This window comes from Bradyrhizobium prioriisuperbiae (assembly GCF_032397745.1).
GTDB lineage: Bacteria > Pseudomonadota > Alphaproteobacteria > Rhizobiales > Xanthobacteraceae > Bradyrhizobium_A > Bradyrhizobium_A prioriisuperbiae.
This window is the reverse complement of the sequence record NZ_CP135921.1, coordinates 2,208,060-2,226,541: the sequence shown is the minus strand read 5'-3', so window position 1 is coordinate 2,226,541 and position 18,482 is coordinate 2,208,060. Positions and strand designations below refer to the sequence as shown.

The window sequence follows — 18,482 nt, the reverse complement described above, 5'->3', positions numbered from 1 at the left end:
GCCTTGGCCATAAGGCCAGTTTAGCGGCGATTGACAATTTGGCAAACGTTTGCCAAAGTCGTTTTTAGTGGTACGAGGGGTGCAGGCGGTTTGCTGCCTGTTGTTCGTGTCACTGCAAGCCGTGCAACCAAACTCGTGAGAAGCGGCTGTCCGACCCGGAGCTGGATTGGGCGGACGCCGACGTCGAGGGAAACGTCTGCGCTGGGGAGTCCGTCGGAGAACGGAACCCGGGCGCTTCATCTCGCTGGGATCCGCAACGGGCCGGCGAACAGGGAGGAGAAACCACCATGCGTGCCGCCACGCCCGTCCTCATGTCTTTTGCGCTGTCCCTGCTGGCTGCCACCGTATTCGGCGGGCCGGCCGCGGCCGACACCACCACGCTTCGCATGACCTGGTACTCGGACGGCAACGAGGGCGAGGTGATGGCCGACCTGCTCAAGCGGTTCCATGAGCAGAACAAGGACATCGACGTCGTTCTCGATCAGGTGCCCTTCAAGGCGATCAACGAAAACCTGCCGGTGCAGCTGGCCTCCGGCCAGGGCCCGGACATGGCGCGTGTGGTCGATATGGGCGGCCTGTCGCGTTACGCCCTCGACCTGCGGCCTCTTCTCAAGGATCCGGCCTACTGGGACAGCAACTTCGGCCCCTTCCTCGCATGGATGCGCCCGCCGGGTGAGACCCAGGCGATCCCGGGCTTCATGACCCAGCTCACTGTCTCCGGCCCGTTCGTCAACAAGACCCTGTTCGAGCAGGCCGGTATCGCGATGCCGGGCGAGACGGCGAGCTGGGAGGACTGGGCCAAGGCGGTGAAAGAGGTTGCGGGCAAGGTCCAGGCGCCGTTCCCGCTGGCGCTCGACCGCTCCGGCCATCGTTTCTATGCGCTTGCCGTGTCGGAAGGGACGAAGGTCTTCGGTGCGAACGGCGAACCTGAGGTGGTGGACGAAGGCTTCAAGCGGACGGCTCAGCTGGTCTACGACTGGCACAAGTCCGGCGTGATGTCGAAGGAGCTGTGGGGGTCGGTTTCCGGCACGGCCTATCGCGGCGCCAACGACGAATTCAAGAACGCACAAGTCGTGATGTATCTGTCCGGGTCGTGGCAGACCAGCCAGTTCGCCAAGACCATCGGCAACGCCTTCGACTGGGTGGCGGTCCCCAATCCCTGTGGGCCGGGCGGCTGCAGCAGCATGCCAGGCGGCGCCGGTCTCATCGCGTTCAAGGGGACCAAGCATCCCAAGGAAGTGGCGCGGCTGATGGAATATCTCGCAAGCGAACCGGTGCTGGCGGAGTTCTATGCGCGCGCGCTGTTCGTGCCCGGCCACCTTGGGCTGGCGAAAAAAGGCATCGACTATCCGACGGCGAGCCCGGACGTCGCCGCCGCGCTGAAAGTCTTTACCGCAAGCGCGGCCAAGATTTCGCCGATCGCCTACCGGACCCAGGGCTACACCAACAGCCGAATCATCTTCAACGCGGTGATCAGCCGGCTCGGCCAGGCGGTCTCCGGCGAGACCACGCTCGATGACGCCTACAAGCGCATCACCGCCGACGTCGCGCAGCAAATCGCCGAGCGCAACAAGAAGTGAAGACAACGGGGGCGGGGGTCGGAGGGTCACCGCGATGACGGACAGTCCGCTCGCCTCTCCATCGGCGCGTGGCACGGGCGCCGCTGTGCTCGCGGAGCTCGGGCGCGTCGTGGTCCTGCCGGTTCACTTGGCGATGCGTCTGCTCGATGGGCCGATGCGCGGGATACAGCGCGTCATCGGCGCGCGGCGCATGGCCTATCTGTTCCTGTTGCCCAACTTCGCGTTCTTCGGCTTGTTCGTGTTCCTGCCGATCGGCATCAACATCGTGTTCTCGGTGACCGGCGGCACGGCGCTGTTTCCCTCGGAACGGCCCTATGTCGGCGGCGACCAGTTCGCCTATCTGCTCGACTGCGGCTCCTATCTCGATCCGGGAACCTGCCGCGAGGACCACTTCTGGCGCGGCGTCGCCAACACCATCAAGTTCGTCGTGTTCCAGGTGGCGGCGATGGTGCTGTTGTCGCTGATCACCGCGCTCGTGCTCAACATGAAGATCCGCGGACGCGGCTTTTTCCGTGCGGTCTATTTCTTCCCCGTGCTGCTGTCGCCGGTGGTCGTCGCGCTGATCTGGAAATGGATCCTGCAGCGCGACGGGCTGCTCAACGCCGCCATCACCACACTCGGTGGCCAGAAGATCCTGTTCTTCGTCGATCCGAGCTGGGCGATGTTCTGGGCGGTGTTCGTCTCGGTGTGGGCGCACATGGGCTTCTACACCCTGATCCTGCTCGCCGGCCTGCAGGCGATTCCCGCCGATCTCTACGAGGCGGCGGAGATGGATGCGACGCCGCGCTGGCGCGTGCTGCTGCGTATCACCTTGCCGCTGCTGTGGCCCAACATGATCGTGGTGATCGTGCTCGCGCTGATCAAGGGCGCGCAGACCTTCGACGAGGTGTTCGTGCTGACCGGTGGCGGTCCCGGCACCGCGACGCTGATGGTGGTGCAGTACATCTACGAGACCGCCTTCTCCAACCAGGTGCAGAACTTCGGCCTCGCCGCAGCCGCGTCCGTCGTGCTCGGTGTCGTGCTGTTCGTCCTGACGCTGCTGCAATTCGCCGCCGCGCGGCGCAAGGAGGTTTGAGATGGCCGCCATGCGCCTCGCCGGCTTGCTGGGTCAGCGTCGCAACGGGCGAGGGCACCCGCTGCATTGGACCGACATCGCCGCCTACGCCTATCTCGCGCTCGGCGTGGTGCTGATGTTCGGCCCCGTGCTCTGGCTGGTGCTGTCGTCGTTCAAGACCCAGAGCGCGCTGCTGGAGTTTCCGCCGTCGCTGCTGCCGTTCTCCCAGGTCGAAGTGACGGTGCCCGGTCAGCCGCAGCCATTGCCGCTATTCCGCGCGACGCTTCCCGACGGCTCGGTCCGCGAACTGGCGCAGGTCCGGCGCATCGGGCTCATCGCCCAGATGGTCGATCCCGCCGACCCCTCGCAACAATTCCGTGTCGCGATCGACAAGCGTCAACCGGTGCGCCGCATTGCGCTGGCGACCGAGAACTACAGCGAGCCGCTGCAGCGCTTCGCTTTCCTGCGCTTCCTGTCCAATTCCGTGTTCGTGACGGTCATCGCCACGTTGCTCACGCTGCTGATCAATTCCATGGCCGCCTATGCGCTGGCCGTCTACGAGTTCCGCGGCAAGACGGCGGCCACCCTGGCGGTGATCGGAACACTTATGATCCCGATGACCATCATCCTGGTGCCGGTCTATCTGGTCGTGACCAAGCTCGGCCTCGTCAACTCGCTGTGGGCGGTGATTCTTCCGGGCGCCGCGACGCCGACCGGCGTCTTCCTGCTTCGGCAATACATGCTGACGCTGCCGAAGGACCTGATCGAGGCCGCGCGCATGGACAAGGCCTCCGAGTGGCAGATCTATTGGCGCATCATCCTGCCGCTGAGCCTGCCGGCGCTGGCGGTGTTGGCCATCTTCTCGATTATGTGGCGCTGGAACGAATTCCTGTGGCCGTTGGCTGTGCTGACAAAAACCGAGACCTACACGCTGCAGATCGGTCTCAACGCCTTCCAGGGCGAACTGCAGACCCAGTGGCACTACCTCCTGGCAATGACGGTGGTGACGCTGATTCCCGTCGCCCTCGTCTTCGTGTTCCTCCAGCGTTTCATCACCACGGGCATCGGCTCGACGGGGATGAAATGACCGATCGGGTTATCGAACATGGCTGACCTCACACTCACCAACGCGCGCAAGTCCTTCGGCACCATCGACGTGCTGCATGGCATCGATCTCGCGGTCAGGGATGGCGAATTCGTCGTTTTCGTCGGTCCATCGGGCTGCGGGAAGTCGACCCTGCTGCGCGTCATCGCCGGACTCGAAAGCGTGACCAGCGGCGACGTCCATATCGACGGCGAGCGTGTCACCCATTTGCCGGCGTCGGAGCGCGGGCTGGCCATGGTGTTCCAGTCCTATGCGCTTTATCCGCACATGAGCGTGCGCAAGAACATGGCCTTTGCGCTGGAGAACATGGGGATGAAGCCGGCGGAGATCGAGCAACGCGTCACCCGCACCGCTGCCATGCTGCGTCTCACCGATTATCTGGACCGCAAGCCCAAGGCGCTCTCCGGCGGCCAGCGCCAGCGCGTCGCCATCGGTCGGGCCATCGTGCGCGATCCGAAGATCTTCCTGTTCGACGAGCCGCTGTCGAACCTCGACGCGGAGCTCCGCGTTGCGACCCGCAAGGAACTCGCCGCGCTGCATGCCGAGATCGGCGGCACTATGATCTATGTCACCCACGATCAGGTCGAAGCCATGACGCTCGCAGACCGTATCGTGGTGCTCAAGGCTGGCCGGATCGAGCAGATCGGCACACCGCTCGAGCTCTACAACCGTCCCTCCAATGCTTTCGTTGCGGGCTTCATTGGTTCGCCGCGCATGAACTTCCTGCCCGCGGCGGTGATCTCCGACGACGGCACGCTCCGCCTCACCGTTGGCGAGCGCGAGGTCGCGTTGCCGCGCGCGGCTTCGGGCCTCGCGGCCGGGGCGCACGTCACGCTCGGCATCCGCCCCGAGCATATCGATGTCGCGCCCGGTGCAGGCATGCTGACACTGACTGTCGATCTCGTCGAACATCTCGGCGGCGACACCTTCCTCTATGCGTCTGCTCCCGGCCTGCCGCAGATCACGCTGCGCCAGGATGGCCAGTCGCACTTCGCCCGTGGCGATGCGATCGCAATTCGCCTCGCCGCCGACCACCTTCATCTGTTCGACGACACCGGCGCAGCACTCGCCCGGCCCTGATCGACCCCGGAGCCTGATCTCATGAAAGCCCTGACCCATGGCCGTTTTCGCGGCCTCGACGGCCACGCCGCGCTGTTCGACCTCGCGAGCGGACCGGCGGCGGCCCCGCTGGCCATGCTGCGCATCGCGATGCTCGAGAGCGACATCGGCCGCGTCACCCTGCGCCGGCCAGAGGGCTACCGCCTCGATCGCGGCTGGGCGATTGCCCCGAACCGCACCGAGCCGCCATTCGCGGGGCGGCCGCGCGATGACGTCTCAGGTTTTGCCAATCCGGCGCCGACGGTGTCGGAAACCGATGGCGTGATCACGCTCGTGACAGCAGGCCTGCGCGCGCGGGTGCGGCTCGCTCCGTTCGGCATCGACTGGTTTCGCGCCGACGAGGACCAGGCATTTCTGCGCGACCGCCCGACCCAGGCTTATTTCCTGTCGCGCAAGACCGGCGCGTTGCTGCACGCCATGGAACGGCACGAGGACGAACGCCATTACGGCCTCGGCGACAAGGCCGGTCCGCTCGATCGCACCGGACGGCGATTCGCGATCGATGCCGTCGACCCCTGCGGCTTCGACGCCGAACTGTCCGATCCGCTCTACAAGATGCTGCCGTTTGTCATTGTCGACGGCGCGCGCGGCGCTCACGGCGTCTTCTACGACAATCTTGCGCTTGGCGCGGTCGACCTCGGCTGCACGCTCGACAATTACCACGGGCTGTTCCGCAGCTATCGTGCCGAGGACGGTGACCTCGACTATTACGTGCTCGCCGGCCCGACCGTACCTGAAGTGACGCGCCGGTTTTCCTGGCTGACCGGCGGACAGGCGTTCGCGCCGCGCTGGACGCTCGGCTTCGCGATGACCACCATGACCATCGCCGACGCGCCGGATGCGGACGCGCGCATCACCGCCTTTATCGACGAGTGCAAACGCCACGGCATTCGCTGCGACAGCTTTCATTTCGGCTCGGGCTACACCTCGATCGGCAACCGGCGCTATGTCTTCAACTGGAATCGCGACAAGTTTCCGGATCCGGCGGCGACCATGGCGCGGCTCAAGGCGGCCGGCATGCAGCCGGTCACCAACATCAAGCCCTGCCTGCTCGACGATCATCCGCGGCTCGACCAGGCAAAGACCAACCGCATCCTGGTCGCCGACGGCGAGACCGGCGAGCCTGCGGTGGCGCAATTCTGGGACGGCCTTGGCTTCCATGTTGACTTCACCAATCCCGGGGGACGGCAGTGGTGGGCGGACGGCATCCGCGACGCGCTGCTCGCCTATGGCGTCACATCAGTGTGGAGCGACAACAACGAATTCGAGATCTGGGACGAGGACGCGGTGTGCAATGGCGACGGCCGGCCGTTCCCGCAAATGCTGGCGCGTCCCGCGCAGGCGCTGCTGATGCACAAGCTCGCCTATGAGACGCAGGCCGCGCAGGCACCTAGCAAGCGCCCCTACACCATCACGCGCGCCGGCGGCGCCGGCATCGCTCGTTACGGCCAGACCTGGAGCGGCGACAATGAGACGTCCTGGAAGACGCTGCGCTACAATCTGACCCAGGGCCTGAACATGAGCCTGTCGGGGCTCTACAACATCGGCCACGACGTCGGCGGCTTCCATGGCCCGTCGCCCGGCCCGGAACTGCTCTGTCGTTTTGTCGAGTTCTGCGCGCTGTGGCCGCGCATGGTGATGAACTCCTGGAAAACCAGCGGCATCGTCACCGCGCCCTGGATGCATCCCGACGTGCTTCCCCAGGTCCGGTCCGCGATGAACCTGCGCCACAGCCTTTTGCCCTATCTCTACACCCAGATGTGGCGCGCGGCGGCGGACGACGTGCCGCCGGTGCGCCCGCTGCTGTGGGATTTCGCTGCGGACGCGCGCGCGCGCGCCGTCGAGGATGCCTTCATGCTCGGCCCCGATCTGCTTGTCGCTCCGGTGCTGGAGGAGGGAGCGACCACGCGCGAGGTCTATCTGCCCGCCCATCCTGGCGGCTGGTACGACTGGCATGACGGCACGCCATGCGAGGGCGGGCGAACCGTCACCGTTGCGGCCCCTCTGGGCCGGCTGCCGCTGTTCGTTCGCGCGGGCGCGATCGTTCCGATCGAAGACGAGAACGGGCTGACGGCGATCGTGTTCGGAACACGCGATCATGGCGCTTCCGTTGTCTATCTCGACGATGGCGAGACGGCGGATTGGCGCAATGCAGGCAGGACAATCGCATTGCGCCTGCGCCCCGACGGCGATGGCTTTAGTCTCGATGTCAGCGGTGGGCAGCTGGCGGTACCGATCCGCGCCCGCGGGGTGGGCGTGCCGAATCTGCATGTTGCCCGCACGACCGAGTGAGCCGCCGCCTGCTGTTCGCTCAGCGCGACGTCCGAGATGTCACGCCGCGTTGCGTCGGCTCGCGTACAGTTCGGAGATCGGATTAAAGGCGCAGCGGACCTCCGCAAGCTTGCCGCAGACCCGCGGCATCTCCCGGCTCATCTGCTCGAGCTGCGTTCGCCACACAGTGAGGAAGTTGCGGGGATTGGTGAGCGGGTATCTGAGCTCGGCGTCCTTGCCTTTCTCGCCGAGATGGTCGCGCTTGAGCCCGATGCGCTGGGCTTCCGAGCGATAGATGTTGGTAATGACGATGGCGACGAACTCTTCATATTCATTGTAGATCTGGCTGTATTTGGTGGTCGGTCCCGCCTCCCCGCTCATCAGCGAGGAAATGCTCCCGCTGCCCTTGCGCAGCACGGCAAACGGCGCCTCCAGCGGGATCGTGTCTTCCAGTCCCTGCGCCTGGCGCATCGCGTGCACGAGTTCGTGCAGCAGCGTTTCGTCCGCCGCACGCAGCGAGGCGGCCGCCGACGGCTTGTCCCAATCCTGCGCGACAAACGCCAGCACCACGTCGCTACCGCCGCCGGTGCCGGAGCCCGGGTTGGTCCCGCCTTCCGGTGTGCCGCCGGGGCGGGTCGCGGCCTGCGGATTGACCGGATCGGCATGCGCGTTGGCATCCGATTTATCGGGCATGTAGGGCTTGGGTTCCGGCACGATCGTGATCTTCTTGCCGGTCCCTCGTATCGCATTGATGATGGCGAGACTGGTCGTGTTGGGCGGCAGATCGATCAGGTAATGCCAGGTGCTCTTCACGCCCTCGAGCCACTCGCTTTCGGTCACATCATTGCGGATGGTGGGATCCCACCGCATCACAACGGACATGGCAATCTCCTGTTTCGCGCGCGGCGAAAAGCGCCGTCGTCGCGACAAATGCGTCAAATGCAATTCAGTGATGAGCAATATGGGGTATGTCGTTTGAAATAGTGCTGGGTTCAAAGCTCATCAGGAGGTTGTGCGAAGAGGGGATGTTCCTTGGAGCCTTCGACGCCATTGCATTACGCCGCGCTGCGCACACCATCCGCCAGCGCGCGATACGACAGCGCCTCTGCCAGATGCAGTTTTCCGACACTGGCCACGCCGTCGAGATCGGCCAGCGTGCGTGCGACCCGCAGCACGCGGTGATAACCACGCGCCGACAGGCGCATGCGGTCGGCGGCGTCGCGCAATAGTGCGAGCCCCTGGGCATCGGGCTTCGCGATCTCCTCCAGCACGGCGGCGGGCGCTTCCGCATTGGTGCGGACGCTGGGCAAGCCGGCGGCGGCGTAGCGCTGCGCCTGGATGGCGCGCGCCGCCGCCACGCGGGCCGCGACCTCGGCGGAGCCTTCCGCCGGCGGCGGCAGGATCAGGTCGGCGGCGGTGACGGCGGGCACTTCGATGCGCAGGTCGATGCGATCCATCAGCGGGCCGGAAATGCGGCTTTGATAATCCGACGTGCAGCGGTCGATGCGGCCGCGCTTGCAGGAAAAGCCCGGCGCGAACGCTTCGCCGCAGCGGCAGGGATTCATTGCCGCCACCATCATGAAGCGGGCGGGATACGTGACGCGATGATTGACCCGCGATACCGCGACCTCGCCGTTCTCCAGCGGCTGCCGCAGCGAATCCAGCACCCGCGGCTCGAACTCGGGCAGTTCGTCCAGAAACAGCACGCCGTTGTGGGCGAGCGATACCTCGCCGGGCCTGGCGCGGATGCCGCCGCCGGTCAGCGCGGCCATGCTGGCGGAATGATGCGGCGCGCGGAACGGGCGCCGCGATGTCAGCGCGCCGTCCCTGATCTCGCCGGCCACCGAGGCGATCATCGAGACGTCGAGCAATTCCTGCGGCGACAGCGGCGGCAGGATCGACGGCAGCCGTGCCGCCAGCATCGACTTGCCGGCGCCGGGCGCGCCGATCATCAGCAGGTGATGGCCGCCGGCGGCCGCGATCTCCAGCGCGCGCTTGGCGCTCTCCTGTCCCTTGATGTCGCGCAGATCCAGCAGGTTGGGGGCCTCAGTGCGGATAGCGGCCTGCGGTCGCGACAGCACTTGCGTGCCTTTGAAGTGGTTGGCGAGCTGGATCAGGGAGCTTGCCGCGATGATCTCCATGTCGGGGCTTGCCCAGGCCGCTTCCGGTCCGCAGGCCGCGGGGCAGATCAGGCCCTCATCGCGGCCATTGGCGCCCATGGCGGCCGGCAGCACGCCGGCAACGGGCGCAATCGAGCCATCGAGGCCGAGTTCGCCGAGCACGGTAAAGCCCGCAAGCGCGTCGGACGGCAATGCGCCGATCGCAGCCATCAGGCCCAGCGCGATCGGCAGATCATAATGGCTGCCTTCCTTCGGCAGGTCGGCCGGCGCGAGATTGACCACGATGCGGCGGGCCGGCAGCGCGAGGCCGGAGGCGACCAGCGCCGCCCGCACCCGCTCGCGGGCTTCCGACACCGCCTTGTCGGGCAGGCCCACGATCAGGAAGTTGGGCAATCCGGGGATGATCTGGACCTGGACGTCGACGGCGCGAGCCTCGATGCCCTCGAACGCCACCGTGGAAACCCGCTGGACCATGCCGCCCCCGTGCCGGGCAAAAGGCTAGCGGAAGGGGGGCAGGGACGCAAGAACATTAGAAGAACAAATGGCCGGGCGTATGATATGCTCCTTACCAGTTCTCCGAACTCGGCCCGCAAGGCTCCATTTGTACATCCGCAGCAACTCACTCATCAATGGCGATAAGCTAGGTCCATTGGACCTACTTGATATAGGATTATTTAGCCTATACTGGTTAGGCGCAATGCCCGACATGGCGAGAGTTGTAAGTGGCGATCCCCCCAAAACTCGTGCGAACACCCGATGATTTGAAGGCTGCTCGGGCCGTCTTGGGGTTCAGCGCGGATGGGCTCGCTCGCATGCTTGGTCTTGTTGATGGTGGGCGCACCGTACGCAGATGGGAAGCTGGCGCACGCGATATTCCGGGTCCTGTGACGGTCTTGATGGAAACGGCAATGAGTTATCTGGCGAAGCGGGAGATGATCATGCGGCAACTTGAGATGCTGGAAGCGGGCAAGATGCGAACGGGAAGGGCTGAAGTGACTGGCACCGTGGATGACACCGCAGAAACCATCGATCAGCTCACGAAAGCGAGGTTGGATTATGAGGGGGCGATAGAACTCCTCACGAAGCAGCCTCTCATTGGTACGGAGGCTAAGGAAGTTCACTGGTACGACTTGAGGAGACTCACCCCGAAGTTCTCCCCTCCAGAAAAAGACGATTGGTCGGTGCCGGGTGAAACAAGCCCTGAGGCTGCGCTCGCCTATTTCGAGAAACACGAAGGGCTAGGTGAGGGATTGGAGATTTGCGAGGAAGGTGACCTTGCCGCTGAGTTCATCCTGGAGAAGCGGAAGCTTCTACGCAGGCAGGTGAGCTTATCTCAACAACTCAGCCGAGGCGTGCCTGTTCAGGAATTCTATGTTCGTCGGAGGTAACGCGAACTCCTCTCAGGATGGTTGCCCGCAAATATGGAGGTCCAATAGCAAAATATTCCGCCGTGATGAGGCAGGCGAGCGTGAGAAAAACCCGCTGTCGGAAACTTTTCTAGCTTCGAATCCCTGAGGACTCACTGATACTTACGGTGAATGAGAGTTGAATCGGCCACCCGCCCTTTCCCAATCTTCCACCACATTTAGTACTTGATTTAGGAACCGACTCTATTCCTTGACCGCTGGAACGGACTCGTCTTACCGTTCAGCAATGTCCGGCGCATCAGATTCGGTGAGTCGAGCAAAGAAAACGCCCCAGTGCTTGCAACACTGAGGCGTTCTGGTGGTGGCGGGCGTAGCTCAACTGGATAGAGCAGGTCCCTACTAAGTTCCCGGTTACCAGTTCGAATCTGGTCGCTCGCGCCATCAATAAAGGCCCCTCTTGCGAGGGGCTTTTTATTTAAGCGCATCCACACCACCGATGTCGATTCGCTTTTACAGCTTTATTGTATAACAATGTCTTTCCATTGCAATTACATTGTAGCTGCGTCCCATGAACCAAGAAGGCGAATCTCCCCAATTTTCAATTTCGCTTCCCAATGAAGCCATTGAAATCATAGAAAAACAATTGATTCCGTATGGTCTGTACGGCAAGAAGCGCGCCACCATATGCCGCAACCTCATCCTTGACCGCCTTAAGGAGATTGTTCCGGTGCGTAGTCGGCCTGCGACCTAGCGCGGAGCCGGCTGTCGCGCGCGAGCAGTGAGACGCGGCCGGAACATCCGATCGAAAACTCGACGCACGGCCTAATTTGGGTGTCTACAGCACCGGCTCCGCATCAAACGGCTGCGAGGCCAGCGTCACCTCATCGTCAAAGATGGCGGGCAGTTTCGGCGTCAGGCGCAGGCCGAACACATGGGGAAAGCGCAGGATCTCGATGGTGAAGTCCGGCGCGGTCAAAAGCGTCGAGGTGACGGCCGAGCGCGGCGCGTAGATCCGGCCCCACAGGTCGATTCCGGTGAACTGCGGCAGCGAACTCAGGCGCAGGTTTCCGATCGGTCCCGTGTAGCGCAACAGCTCGCGGGCGCGATCGTTCATCATCATCACCCAGCCGTCGGTGACATGTCCCGCGTCGTTGCTGATGGGCGAGGCGACCGCGATGGCGTCGGGGGCGGTGCGGAACAGATGCTCATAGATTTCGAGCTGATGGCTGACGAGCTCCGAATAGCTCACCAGCATCACCTGATCGCCGGCCACCGGGAGCGGGAAGACCACCTGATGCCAGAGCGTGCCGGGTGCGGAGCGGCGGCCGGTGAAGCGGATGAAGACCGGGCTCATCTCGCGGATCACCCGGCGATAGACCTCGGCGAGGTCCTTGGACACGACGCTGTCGCCGCGCATCAGCAGCGTGTCGGATGCACCGCGCTTGACGAAATCCAGCATCGCTTCGCCGACATAGATATAGGCAAAATCATCGCCGACAGGGATCAGGGCGATGCTGCGGTCACGCAAGGGACGGTCGGTGTCGTCGATCAGCCGTTGCAGCGTCAGGTCATTGGTCGCGTTGAGGGTCCGCCACTTGGCCCACAGGTATTCCATGTCGGCGGTCGACAGATCACGCGGAATCGACGTCCCGGTGAAAACCTCAATGGCCATTGGCAGCTCGACCCCGACTCGCACCCCCGGGAGCATCGGACACCCGAACGTGCGCTTGCGCGACGTACGTAGTGACCCGGTCCCTCACCCCATCGATTTGAATGCCACAAGGTCGTCAGCAATTCATTAAGGCGCCTGCGTGCCGGTCGGTCAGGTGCGTTTCTGTTCGATGGCATCCCAGACCATGGCGGCGACATCCGGTCCGCCGAGCCGGGCGATGGCGCGAATGCCGGTCGGCGACGTCACGTTGATTTCGGTCAGGTGACCGTCGATCACGTCGATGCCGACCAGCAGCAGTCCGCGCGCCCGCAGCGATGGTCCGAGCCGTTCGCAGATCTCGCGTTCCCTGGGGCTCAGATCGGTGGCCTTCGCCGCGCCGCCACGCACCATATTTGAACGCAGGTCGTTCTCGGCCGGCACACGGTTGACCGCGCCGGCGAACGCGCCGTCGACCAGCATGATGCGCTTGTCGCCGCTCTTCACCTCGGGGAGGAAGCGCTGGATCACCCAGGGTTCGCGGAAAATGGTCGAGAACATATCGTGCAGCGAGCCGAAGTTCATGTCCTTTTGCACGACACGAAACACCGCTGAGCCGCCGTGGCCGTAGAGCGGCTTCATCACCACGTCGCCATGTTCGGCGCGGAACGCATTGATCTCGTCGACGTCGCGCGAGATCAGCGTCGGCGGCATCAGGTCGGAAAATTCCATCACGAACACTTTTTCCGGCGCGTTGCGCACGCTGGCCGGGTCGTTCACCACCAGCGTCTTGGGATGAATCCGTTCCAGCAGATGGGTGGTGGTGATGTAGGCGAGATCGAACGGCGGGTCCTGCCGCAGCAGGATCGCGTCGAAGCTTTCGAGGTTGGTGCGCTTGGCCTCGCCGAGGGTGAAATGATTGCCTTCTTCATCGCGCACAGTCAGTGGCTGCACCGGCGCGACCACCTCCTGGCCACGCAGGGAGAGCTTGTCCGGTGTGTAATAGGAGATGGTGTGGCCGCGCTTCTGCGCTTCCAGCAGCATGGCGAAGGTTGAATCGCCGCGGATATTGATGCGCGCGATGGGGTCCATCTGGACGGCGATATTCAGCTTCATGGGTATGTCCGGGTGCGATGATCGATCGAGTTGGGGTGTCTTTTAGACGGTTCAGGTGCTTGCGTCGAACGCCGCGGTCAGGTGGCGCGGCAGCGACTTCGGCGCAATCAGGATGGCATCGAAACGGCAATCGAAATTGGCGTGTTCAGGATGGTTCATCAGCCAAGCCTCTGCGGCTGCGATGATGCGCTGGCGCTGCTGCGGCGTGATGGCGTAGGCGGCGTCATCCAGTGTGGCGCGGGCCTTGACCTCGACAAAGGCGAGCAGGTTGCGATGGCGGGCGACGATGTCGATTTCGCCATAACGGGTGCGGAAGCGGCGGGCGAGGATGCGATAACCTTTTGCCAGCAGGTAGGCCGCGGCGCGGCTCTCTGCGGAGATGCCGGTCTGGAATGCGATGACGCGTTCGGGCGAGGGCTCTTTCGCGTTCGAGGTCGAGGTCATGTCGTCAGGTTTCGCCATCGTCCCGCTCTCTGGCCAATTCGAGCGCCCGGGCATAGATCTCGCGCCGCGGCCGGCCGGAAACCTCGAGTGCATGGGCCACCGCATCCTTGACGCTGTCCTGCCGCAGCCGCGTGCGCAGCAACTCGTCGAGCTCGCTCTCGGGCATCACGCGGGCGGCCGCGGCCGGCGGCCCGATCACCAGCACGAATTCGCCGCGGGTTTCCAGCGCATCGGCCCCGGCTGCAAGATCAGGGAGCGATCCGCGCCGCACCTCTTCATGCAGCTTGGTCATTTCCCGGCAGATCGCAGCATCCCGGGCACCGAGGATCTCGGCGAGGTCGCGCAGGCTGTCCTGCACGCGGTTGCCGGATTCGAACAGCACCAGGGTTGCTTCCAGCCGCGCCAGTTCGCCGATCCGGGTGCGGCGCGCCCCTTCCCTGGACGGCAGAAACCCTTCGAAGAAAAACCGGTCGGTCGGCAGCGCCGACACCGTCAGCGCTGCTAAAACCGACGAGGGCCCCGGCAGTGTGATCACCGGGTGGCCGGCGGCGCTGACCTCGCGCACCAGCTTGAAGCCGGGATCGGAAATCAGCGGCGTGCCGGCATCCGACACCAGCGCGATCGATGTGCCCTGCGCCAAATGCTGCAGGATCACCGGCCGGGCGAGGGCCGCATTGTGCTCGTGATAGGGTTTCAGCGTCGCCTTGATGCAGAAACGATCCATCAGCTTGCGGGTGACGCGGGTATCTTCGCAGGCGACGATGTCGACGCCGGCGAGGGTTTCCAGCGCCCGCAGGGTGATGTCGCCGAGATTGCCGATCGGGGTCGCCACCAGATGCAGCCCGGCGGCGGCTTTCGGGGCGGTCAGGACCTGCCCCCAAAGCGTGAAGGTCCGCGCCTCGGCATCGGATGGATCGGACGGGGCGGGTGTGGAATGGGGACGGGCGCGCATGGGGGCAATCTAGTGTATGTGCCGGAAAAGGGGAGAGCGGTTTGCGAGAGGCTGCGTTCCACCTCAGAGGCAGTGTCTTGCCTCAGAGACAGTTTTCCTGCCTAAAAGCTATGCGATTATGGCGTAACTCCTTGGTCCTCAGTCGTTAAAATCCTTTTGCGTTGCTTAACGAATGGACGACAATATGCCCCAATCCCCTTCCAGAGCAGGGGCGACCTCGCGTCTCCCGACTTGGTGACCTGGCGAGGGTTATGAAAGAGACGCGATGGCTGCCCCGCACGATCCGTTGACGCCACGCCCGGGTTCCTCCCGGCGGTCGGCGCTTGGTTTGCTGCTCGCGGGCCCGCTGGTCGCCGGCTGCTCCAGCATGCAGTCGGGCTGGAACTCGATCACGTCGAATTTGCCTTGGCAGGATTCGCCGCCGCCCGGTCCGTCCGGTCCGCCGCAGCAACCGTCATCGGTGGGCAGCGGGCAGGTCAAGGTGGGTCTGATCCTGCCGCTGTCGGGACAGGGCAATGCCGGCGTTGCCGCGCAGTCGATGAAGAATGCGGCCGAGATGGCGCTGGCCGAATTCCAGAACCCGAACATCCAGCTCCTGGTCAAGGACGACGCCGGCACGCCGCAAGGCGCGCAGCAAGGGGCGCAACAGGCTCTCGACGAAGGCGCCGAAATCATTCTCGGGCCGCTGTTCGCGCAGTCGGTGCCCCCGGCGGCGCAGCTGACCCGCGCGAAGAACGTGCCTGTCATCGCATTCTCGACCGATTCGAGTGTGGCGGGCCGCGGCGTTTATCTGCTCAGCTTCCTGCCGGAGTCCGACGTCAACCGCATCATCGATTATGCCGCCGGCACCGGAAAGCGATCGTTCGCGGCGCTGTTGCCGGACAATGCCTATGGCGGTGTGGTGGAGGCCGCGTTCAAGCAGGCGGTCGGCCGTCGCGGCGGCCGCATCGTTGCCTTTGAGAAATACGGCGCCGATCGCACCGGTCCGGCGCGCAATGTGGCGCAGGCGCTCGGCAGCGCCGATGCCTTGTTCATGGCCGATGACGGCGATTCACTGGCCGCGGCCGCCGATTCGCTGGTGACCAGCGGCGCCAATCTGAAGCGCGTGCAACTGCTCGGCACCGGCCTGTGGGACAGCCCGCGGGTGTTCAACAGCGCCTCATTGCAAGGCGGGCTCTATGCCGCGCCGGATCCATCGGGCTTCCGCTCGTTTGCCGGCCGTTACAGCAACAAATACGGCCAGCAGCCGGTACGCACCGCGACACTGGCCTATGACGCGGTGGCCTTGGTCGCGGCGCTGGCGCGCACACAAGGCGGCCAGCGCTTTTCGTCCGACGTGCTGCTGAACTCGTCGGGCTTCGCCGGCATCGACGGCCTGTTTCGGTTTCGCAATGACGGCACCAACGAACGCGGCCTCGCCGTGATGAAGGTCGCGTCAGGCGGCGGCCAGGCGGTGGCCGGCTCGCCGAAGAGTTTTGCGACTTGAGTTCGAAAAAATCGGCGCGCTTATTCGCGAAATCCGGAAACTAAGCGCTCTGCTCGAGCAATTTCACGAGCTGTGTTGCTGCAGCTATTGCTTCGTCTCGCCAACGCTTTTCAGCAACGACAATGTCGTGATCATGCTGAGCTAGCGCGTCTTTGTTCCAAAGGGCACGTTCTTTGCCAACGGGCAATGAGTCAGTTTCAGAGTTGATGGCAACAAAAGCGATAAGCACCGCGTTGATCTCTGGCTCAAATCCGTCGCCAAGGCGACCAAGTTCACGCGCAGCTTCGATTACCCCAAGCCGGCCATCGATGAAGCTCTTTGCGAGTGAAGCCAGCCTGATTCGGACAGTCGCTCTGTACTCCAGATTGTACTTATAGGCTGTTCGATCCATCGAGGGATTTTACGCCGCCAGATCCGCCACCACCGCATCCAGCAACGGAAAACCCTCCTGCGTCACGCGCAGGCGGCCGCTGGTGTCCACCGTGATGGCGCCTTCTTCGCGCAGCAGGGCGATGCGGGCGGGATCGAGGGTGCGGCCGGCCAATGCGGCGTAGCGCTGCGGATCGATGCCTTCCACCAGCCGCAGACCCATCAGCAGGAATTCGTCGGCGCGCTCCTCGCTGTTGAGCAGGTCGTCGGCTGAAATACCGTCGCCGCTGGCTTCGACCCGCATCAGCCAGGCCTCGGGGCGCTTCTCGGTGACGATGGCGTGGCGCCGGCCGTCAATGTCGAGGCGGCCGTGGGCGCCGGGGCCGACGCCGGCATACTCGTCGCCGCGCCAGTACACCAGGTTATGCTTGCACTCGGCGCCGGGCCGCGCGTGATTGGAAATCTCGTAGGACGGCAGGCCATGCTGGGCGCAGATGTCCTGCGTCACATCATAGAGCGCGCGCGCGACGGCTTCGTCCGGCGTCTTGAGTTTGCCGGCGGCGTGCAGGCCGAAGAATGGCGTGTCCGGTTCGATGGTCAATTGATACAGCGAGAGATGTTCGGCGGCTTCCGAGATCGCCTGCTTCAGCTCGGCCGTCCACATCTGCGGCGTCTGGTCGGGGCGTGCATAGATCAGGTCGAACGAATAACGATCGAATGCGCCGCGCGCGATCTTGACCGCGTCGAGCGCCTCCTGCGCGGTGTGCAACCGGCCCAGCGCCTTCAGCGAGGCGTCGTCGAGCGCCTGCACGCCGAGGGACACGCGGTTGACGCCGGCGGCGCGATAACCGCGGAAACGCGTTGCTTCCACGCTGGTCGGATTGGCTTCCAGCGTGACTTCCACGTCGGGCGCGACCGCCCAATTTTTGCCGATGGCATCGAGCACGGCACCGACGGTTTCCGGCTTCATCAGCGACGGCGTGCCGCCGCCAAGGAAGATCGAGGAGACGGTGCGTCCCGGTGTGCGGGACGCCGTGGTTTCGATCTCACGGGTGAAGGCGCGCACGTAGCGCTCCTCATCGACCGGTGCATGGCGCACATGGCTGTTGAAATCGCAGTACGGGCATTTCGACAGGCAGAACGGCCAATGCACATAAACGCCGAAAGCCGCTGGTGTGCCTGATTCAGCCAACAGACTTCTCCTGCGAAAGACACAGCTCCTGCAACTTCACGAAGGCGCGGGCGCGGTGCGACAGCCCGAGGCCATGCGGCGGCAGACCGTGCTTCTCGATGCTGGTCATCTCGCCGAAGGTGCGATCGTAACCATTGGGCAGAAAAGACGGATCGTACCCGAAGCCCGCCGTGCCGCGCGGTGGCCACACCAGCGTGCCGTCCACCCGCGCCTCGACTTCTTCAAGATGACCGTCGGGCCAGGCCACGCACAGCGCGGACACGAAATGCGCACCACGCTTGTCCGGAGTGGTCGCACCGCGTTCCTGCAGCAGCCGTTCCACCTGCGCCATGGCGGCGTTGAAATCCTTGCTCGCGCCGGCCCAGCGCGCCGAATAGATGCCGGGCGCGCCGTCAAGCGCATCGACCGCAAGCCCGGAATCGTCAGCGAATGCCGGGAGCTTGGTTGCTTGCGCCGCCGCGATCGCCTTGATCGCCGCATTGGCACGAAACGTGGTTCCGGTCTCTTCCGGTTCCGGCAAGCCGAGCTCGCCGGCGGACACCGCCTCAACGCCGTGCGGCGCCAACAGCTCGCGCATCTCGGCGAGCTTGCCGGGATTGTGGGTCGCGATCACGAGGCGTCCGGTGATTCGGCGATTCATCAGCGAATCCTATCATGAT

General features: G+C 64.3%; 17 protein-coding genes and 1 tRNA gene. 9 read left to right on the top strand and 9 right to left on the bottom strand.

Translation table 11 applies throughout. The annotated features are described in order from the left end of the window. Positions 1–287: 287 nt before the first annotated feature. Genes RS897_RS10420 through RS897_RS10400 form a run of 5 tightly spaced genes read left to right on the top strand, consistent with a single transcriptional unit; the run spans position 288 to position 7,150 of the window. Positions 288–1,580 carry an ABC transporter substrate-binding protein gene (locus tag RS897_RS10420; protein ID WP_315836479.1) on the top strand — a complete coding sequence of 431 codons (1,293 nt, stop codon included), beginning with the start codon at positions 288–290 and terminating at the stop codon, positions 1,578–1,580. Positions 1,581–1,614: 34 nt separating this feature from the next. Next, positions 1,615–2,655 (top strand): carbohydrate ABC transporter permease, encoded by a 1,041-nt coding sequence (locus RS897_RS10415; protein ID WP_315836478.1) that lies wholly within the window; start codon positions 1,615–1,617, stop codon positions 2,653–2,655. Between the two features lie 10 nt (positions 2,656–2,665). Beyond that, positions 2,666–3,721 carry a carbohydrate ABC transporter permease gene (locus RS897_RS10410; RefSeq protein ID WP_315838584.1) on the top strand — a complete coding sequence of 352 codons (1,056 nt, stop codon included), beginning with the start codon at positions 2,666–2,668 and terminating at the stop codon, positions 3,719–3,721. An 18-nt stretch (positions 3,722–3,739) separates the two neighbouring features. Then, the gene (locus RS897_RS10405) at positions 3,740–4,819 is read left to right on the top strand and encodes an ABC transporter ATP-binding protein (RefSeq protein WP_315836477.1); all 1,080 of its coding nucleotides are present in this window, start codon (positions 3,740–3,742) and stop codon (positions 4,817–4,819) included. Between the two features lie 21 nt (positions 4,820–4,840). Next, positions 4,841–7,150, top strand: coding sequence for a TIM-barrel domain-containing protein (locus RS897_RS10400; protein WP_315836476.1), 2,310 nt, complete (start codon positions 4,841–4,843; stop codon positions 7,148–7,150). A gap of 39 nt (positions 7,151–7,189) precedes the next feature. On the opposite strand, the gene RS897_RS10395 is transcribed toward RS897_RS10400, so the two are convergent. Then, on the bottom strand, positions 7,190–8,011 hold the full coding sequence (locus RS897_RS10395; protein ID WP_315836475.1) for a hypothetical protein: 822 nt from the start codon (positions 8,009–8,011) through the stop codon (positions 7,190–7,192). 173 nt (positions 8,012–8,184) lie between these two features. Further along, positions 8,185–9,723 (bottom strand): YifB family Mg chelatase-like AAA ATPase, encoded by a 1,539-nt coding sequence (locus RS897_RS10390; protein ID WP_315836474.1) that lies wholly within the window; start codon positions 9,721–9,723, stop codon positions 8,185–8,187. 338 nt (positions 9,724–10,061) lie between these two features. Here RS897_RS10390 and RS897_RS10385 point away from each other — a divergent pair, with 338 nt between their 5' ends. The 3 genes from RS897_RS10385 to RS897_RS10375 all read left to right on the top strand — a co-directional run bounded on the left by RS897_RS10385 (position 10,062) and on the right by RS897_RS10375 (position 11,367). Continuing rightward, on the top strand, positions 10,062–10,637 hold the full coding sequence (locus tag RS897_RS10385; protein ID WP_315836473.1) for a hypothetical protein: 576 nt from the start codon (positions 10,062–10,064) through the stop codon (positions 10,635–10,637). A 343-nt stretch (positions 10,638–10,980) separates the two neighbouring features. Further along, a tRNA-Ser gene (locus tag RS897_RS10380) sits at positions 10,981–11,057 on the top strand. A 127-nt stretch (positions 11,058–11,184) separates the two neighbouring features. After that, entirely contained in the window at positions 11,185–11,367 is a 183-nt protein-coding gene (locus tag RS897_RS10375; RefSeq protein ID WP_315836472.1) for a hypothetical protein, read from the top strand. A gap of 84 nt (positions 11,368–11,451) precedes the next feature. On the opposite strand, the gene RS897_RS10370 is transcribed toward RS897_RS10375, so the two are convergent. The 4 genes from RS897_RS10370 to rsmI all read right to left on the bottom strand — a co-directional run bounded on the left by RS897_RS10370 (position 11,452) and on the right by rsmI (position 14,776). Beyond that, positions 11,452–12,288 (bottom strand): PAS domain-containing protein, encoded by an 837-nt coding sequence (locus tag RS897_RS10370; protein ID WP_315836471.1) that lies wholly within the window; start codon positions 12,286–12,288, stop codon positions 11,452–11,454. A 150-nt stretch (positions 12,289–12,438) separates the two neighbouring features. Then, on the bottom strand, positions 12,439–13,380 hold the full coding sequence (gene gshB, locus RS897_RS10365) for a glutathione synthase (RefSeq protein ID WP_315836470.1): 942 nt from the start codon (positions 13,378–13,380) through the stop codon (positions 12,439–12,441). Between the two features lie 51 nt (positions 13,381–13,431). Then, a complete protein-coding gene (locus tag RS897_RS10360; RefSeq protein WP_315836469.1) occupies positions 13,432–13,842 on the bottom strand; it encodes a YraN family protein in 411 nt (136 codons plus the stop codon). Then, entirely contained in the window at positions 13,829–14,776 is a 948-nt protein-coding gene (gene rsmI / locus RS897_RS10355) for a 16S rRNA (cytidine(1402)-2'-O)-methyltransferase (RefSeq protein WP_315836468.1), read from the bottom strand. The genes RS897_RS10360 and rsmI overlap by 14 nt, the downstream gene beginning before the upstream one ends. 265 nt (positions 14,777–15,041) lie before the next feature. On the opposite strand from rsmI, the gene RS897_RS10350 reads away from it, so the two are divergent. Next, positions 15,042–16,262, top strand: coding sequence for a penicillin-binding protein activator (locus tag RS897_RS10350; protein WP_315836467.1), 1,221 nt, complete (start codon positions 15,042–15,044; stop codon positions 16,260–16,262). A gap of 40 nt (positions 16,263–16,302) precedes the next feature. Here the strand turns inward: RS897_RS10350 and RS897_RS10345 are convergent, their stop codons facing one another. The 3 genes from RS897_RS10345 to rdgB are packed head-to-tail and all read right to left on the bottom strand — an operon-like array spanning position 16,303 to position 18,463. Beyond that, positions 16,303–16,653, bottom strand: a complete 351-nt coding sequence (locus RS897_RS10345; RefSeq protein ID WP_315836466.1) for a hypothetical protein — start codon at positions 16,651–16,653, stop codon at positions 16,303–16,305. 9 nt (positions 16,654–16,662) lie between these two features. Next, the gene (hemW, locus tag RS897_RS10340) at positions 16,663–17,823 is read right to left on the bottom strand and encodes a radical SAM family heme chaperone HemW (RefSeq protein WP_315836465.1); all 1,161 of its coding nucleotides are present in this window, start codon (positions 17,821–17,823) and stop codon (positions 16,663–16,665) included. Beyond that, positions 17,816–18,463: an RdgB/HAM1 family non-canonical purine NTP pyrophosphatase gene (rdgB, locus tag RS897_RS10335; protein ID WP_315836464.1), complete on the bottom strand. Its 648-nt coding sequence runs from the start codon at positions 18,461–18,463 to the stop codon at positions 17,816–17,818. The genes hemW and rdgB overlap by 8 nt, the downstream gene beginning before the upstream one ends. Positions 18,464–18,482 lie beyond the last annotated feature (19 nt).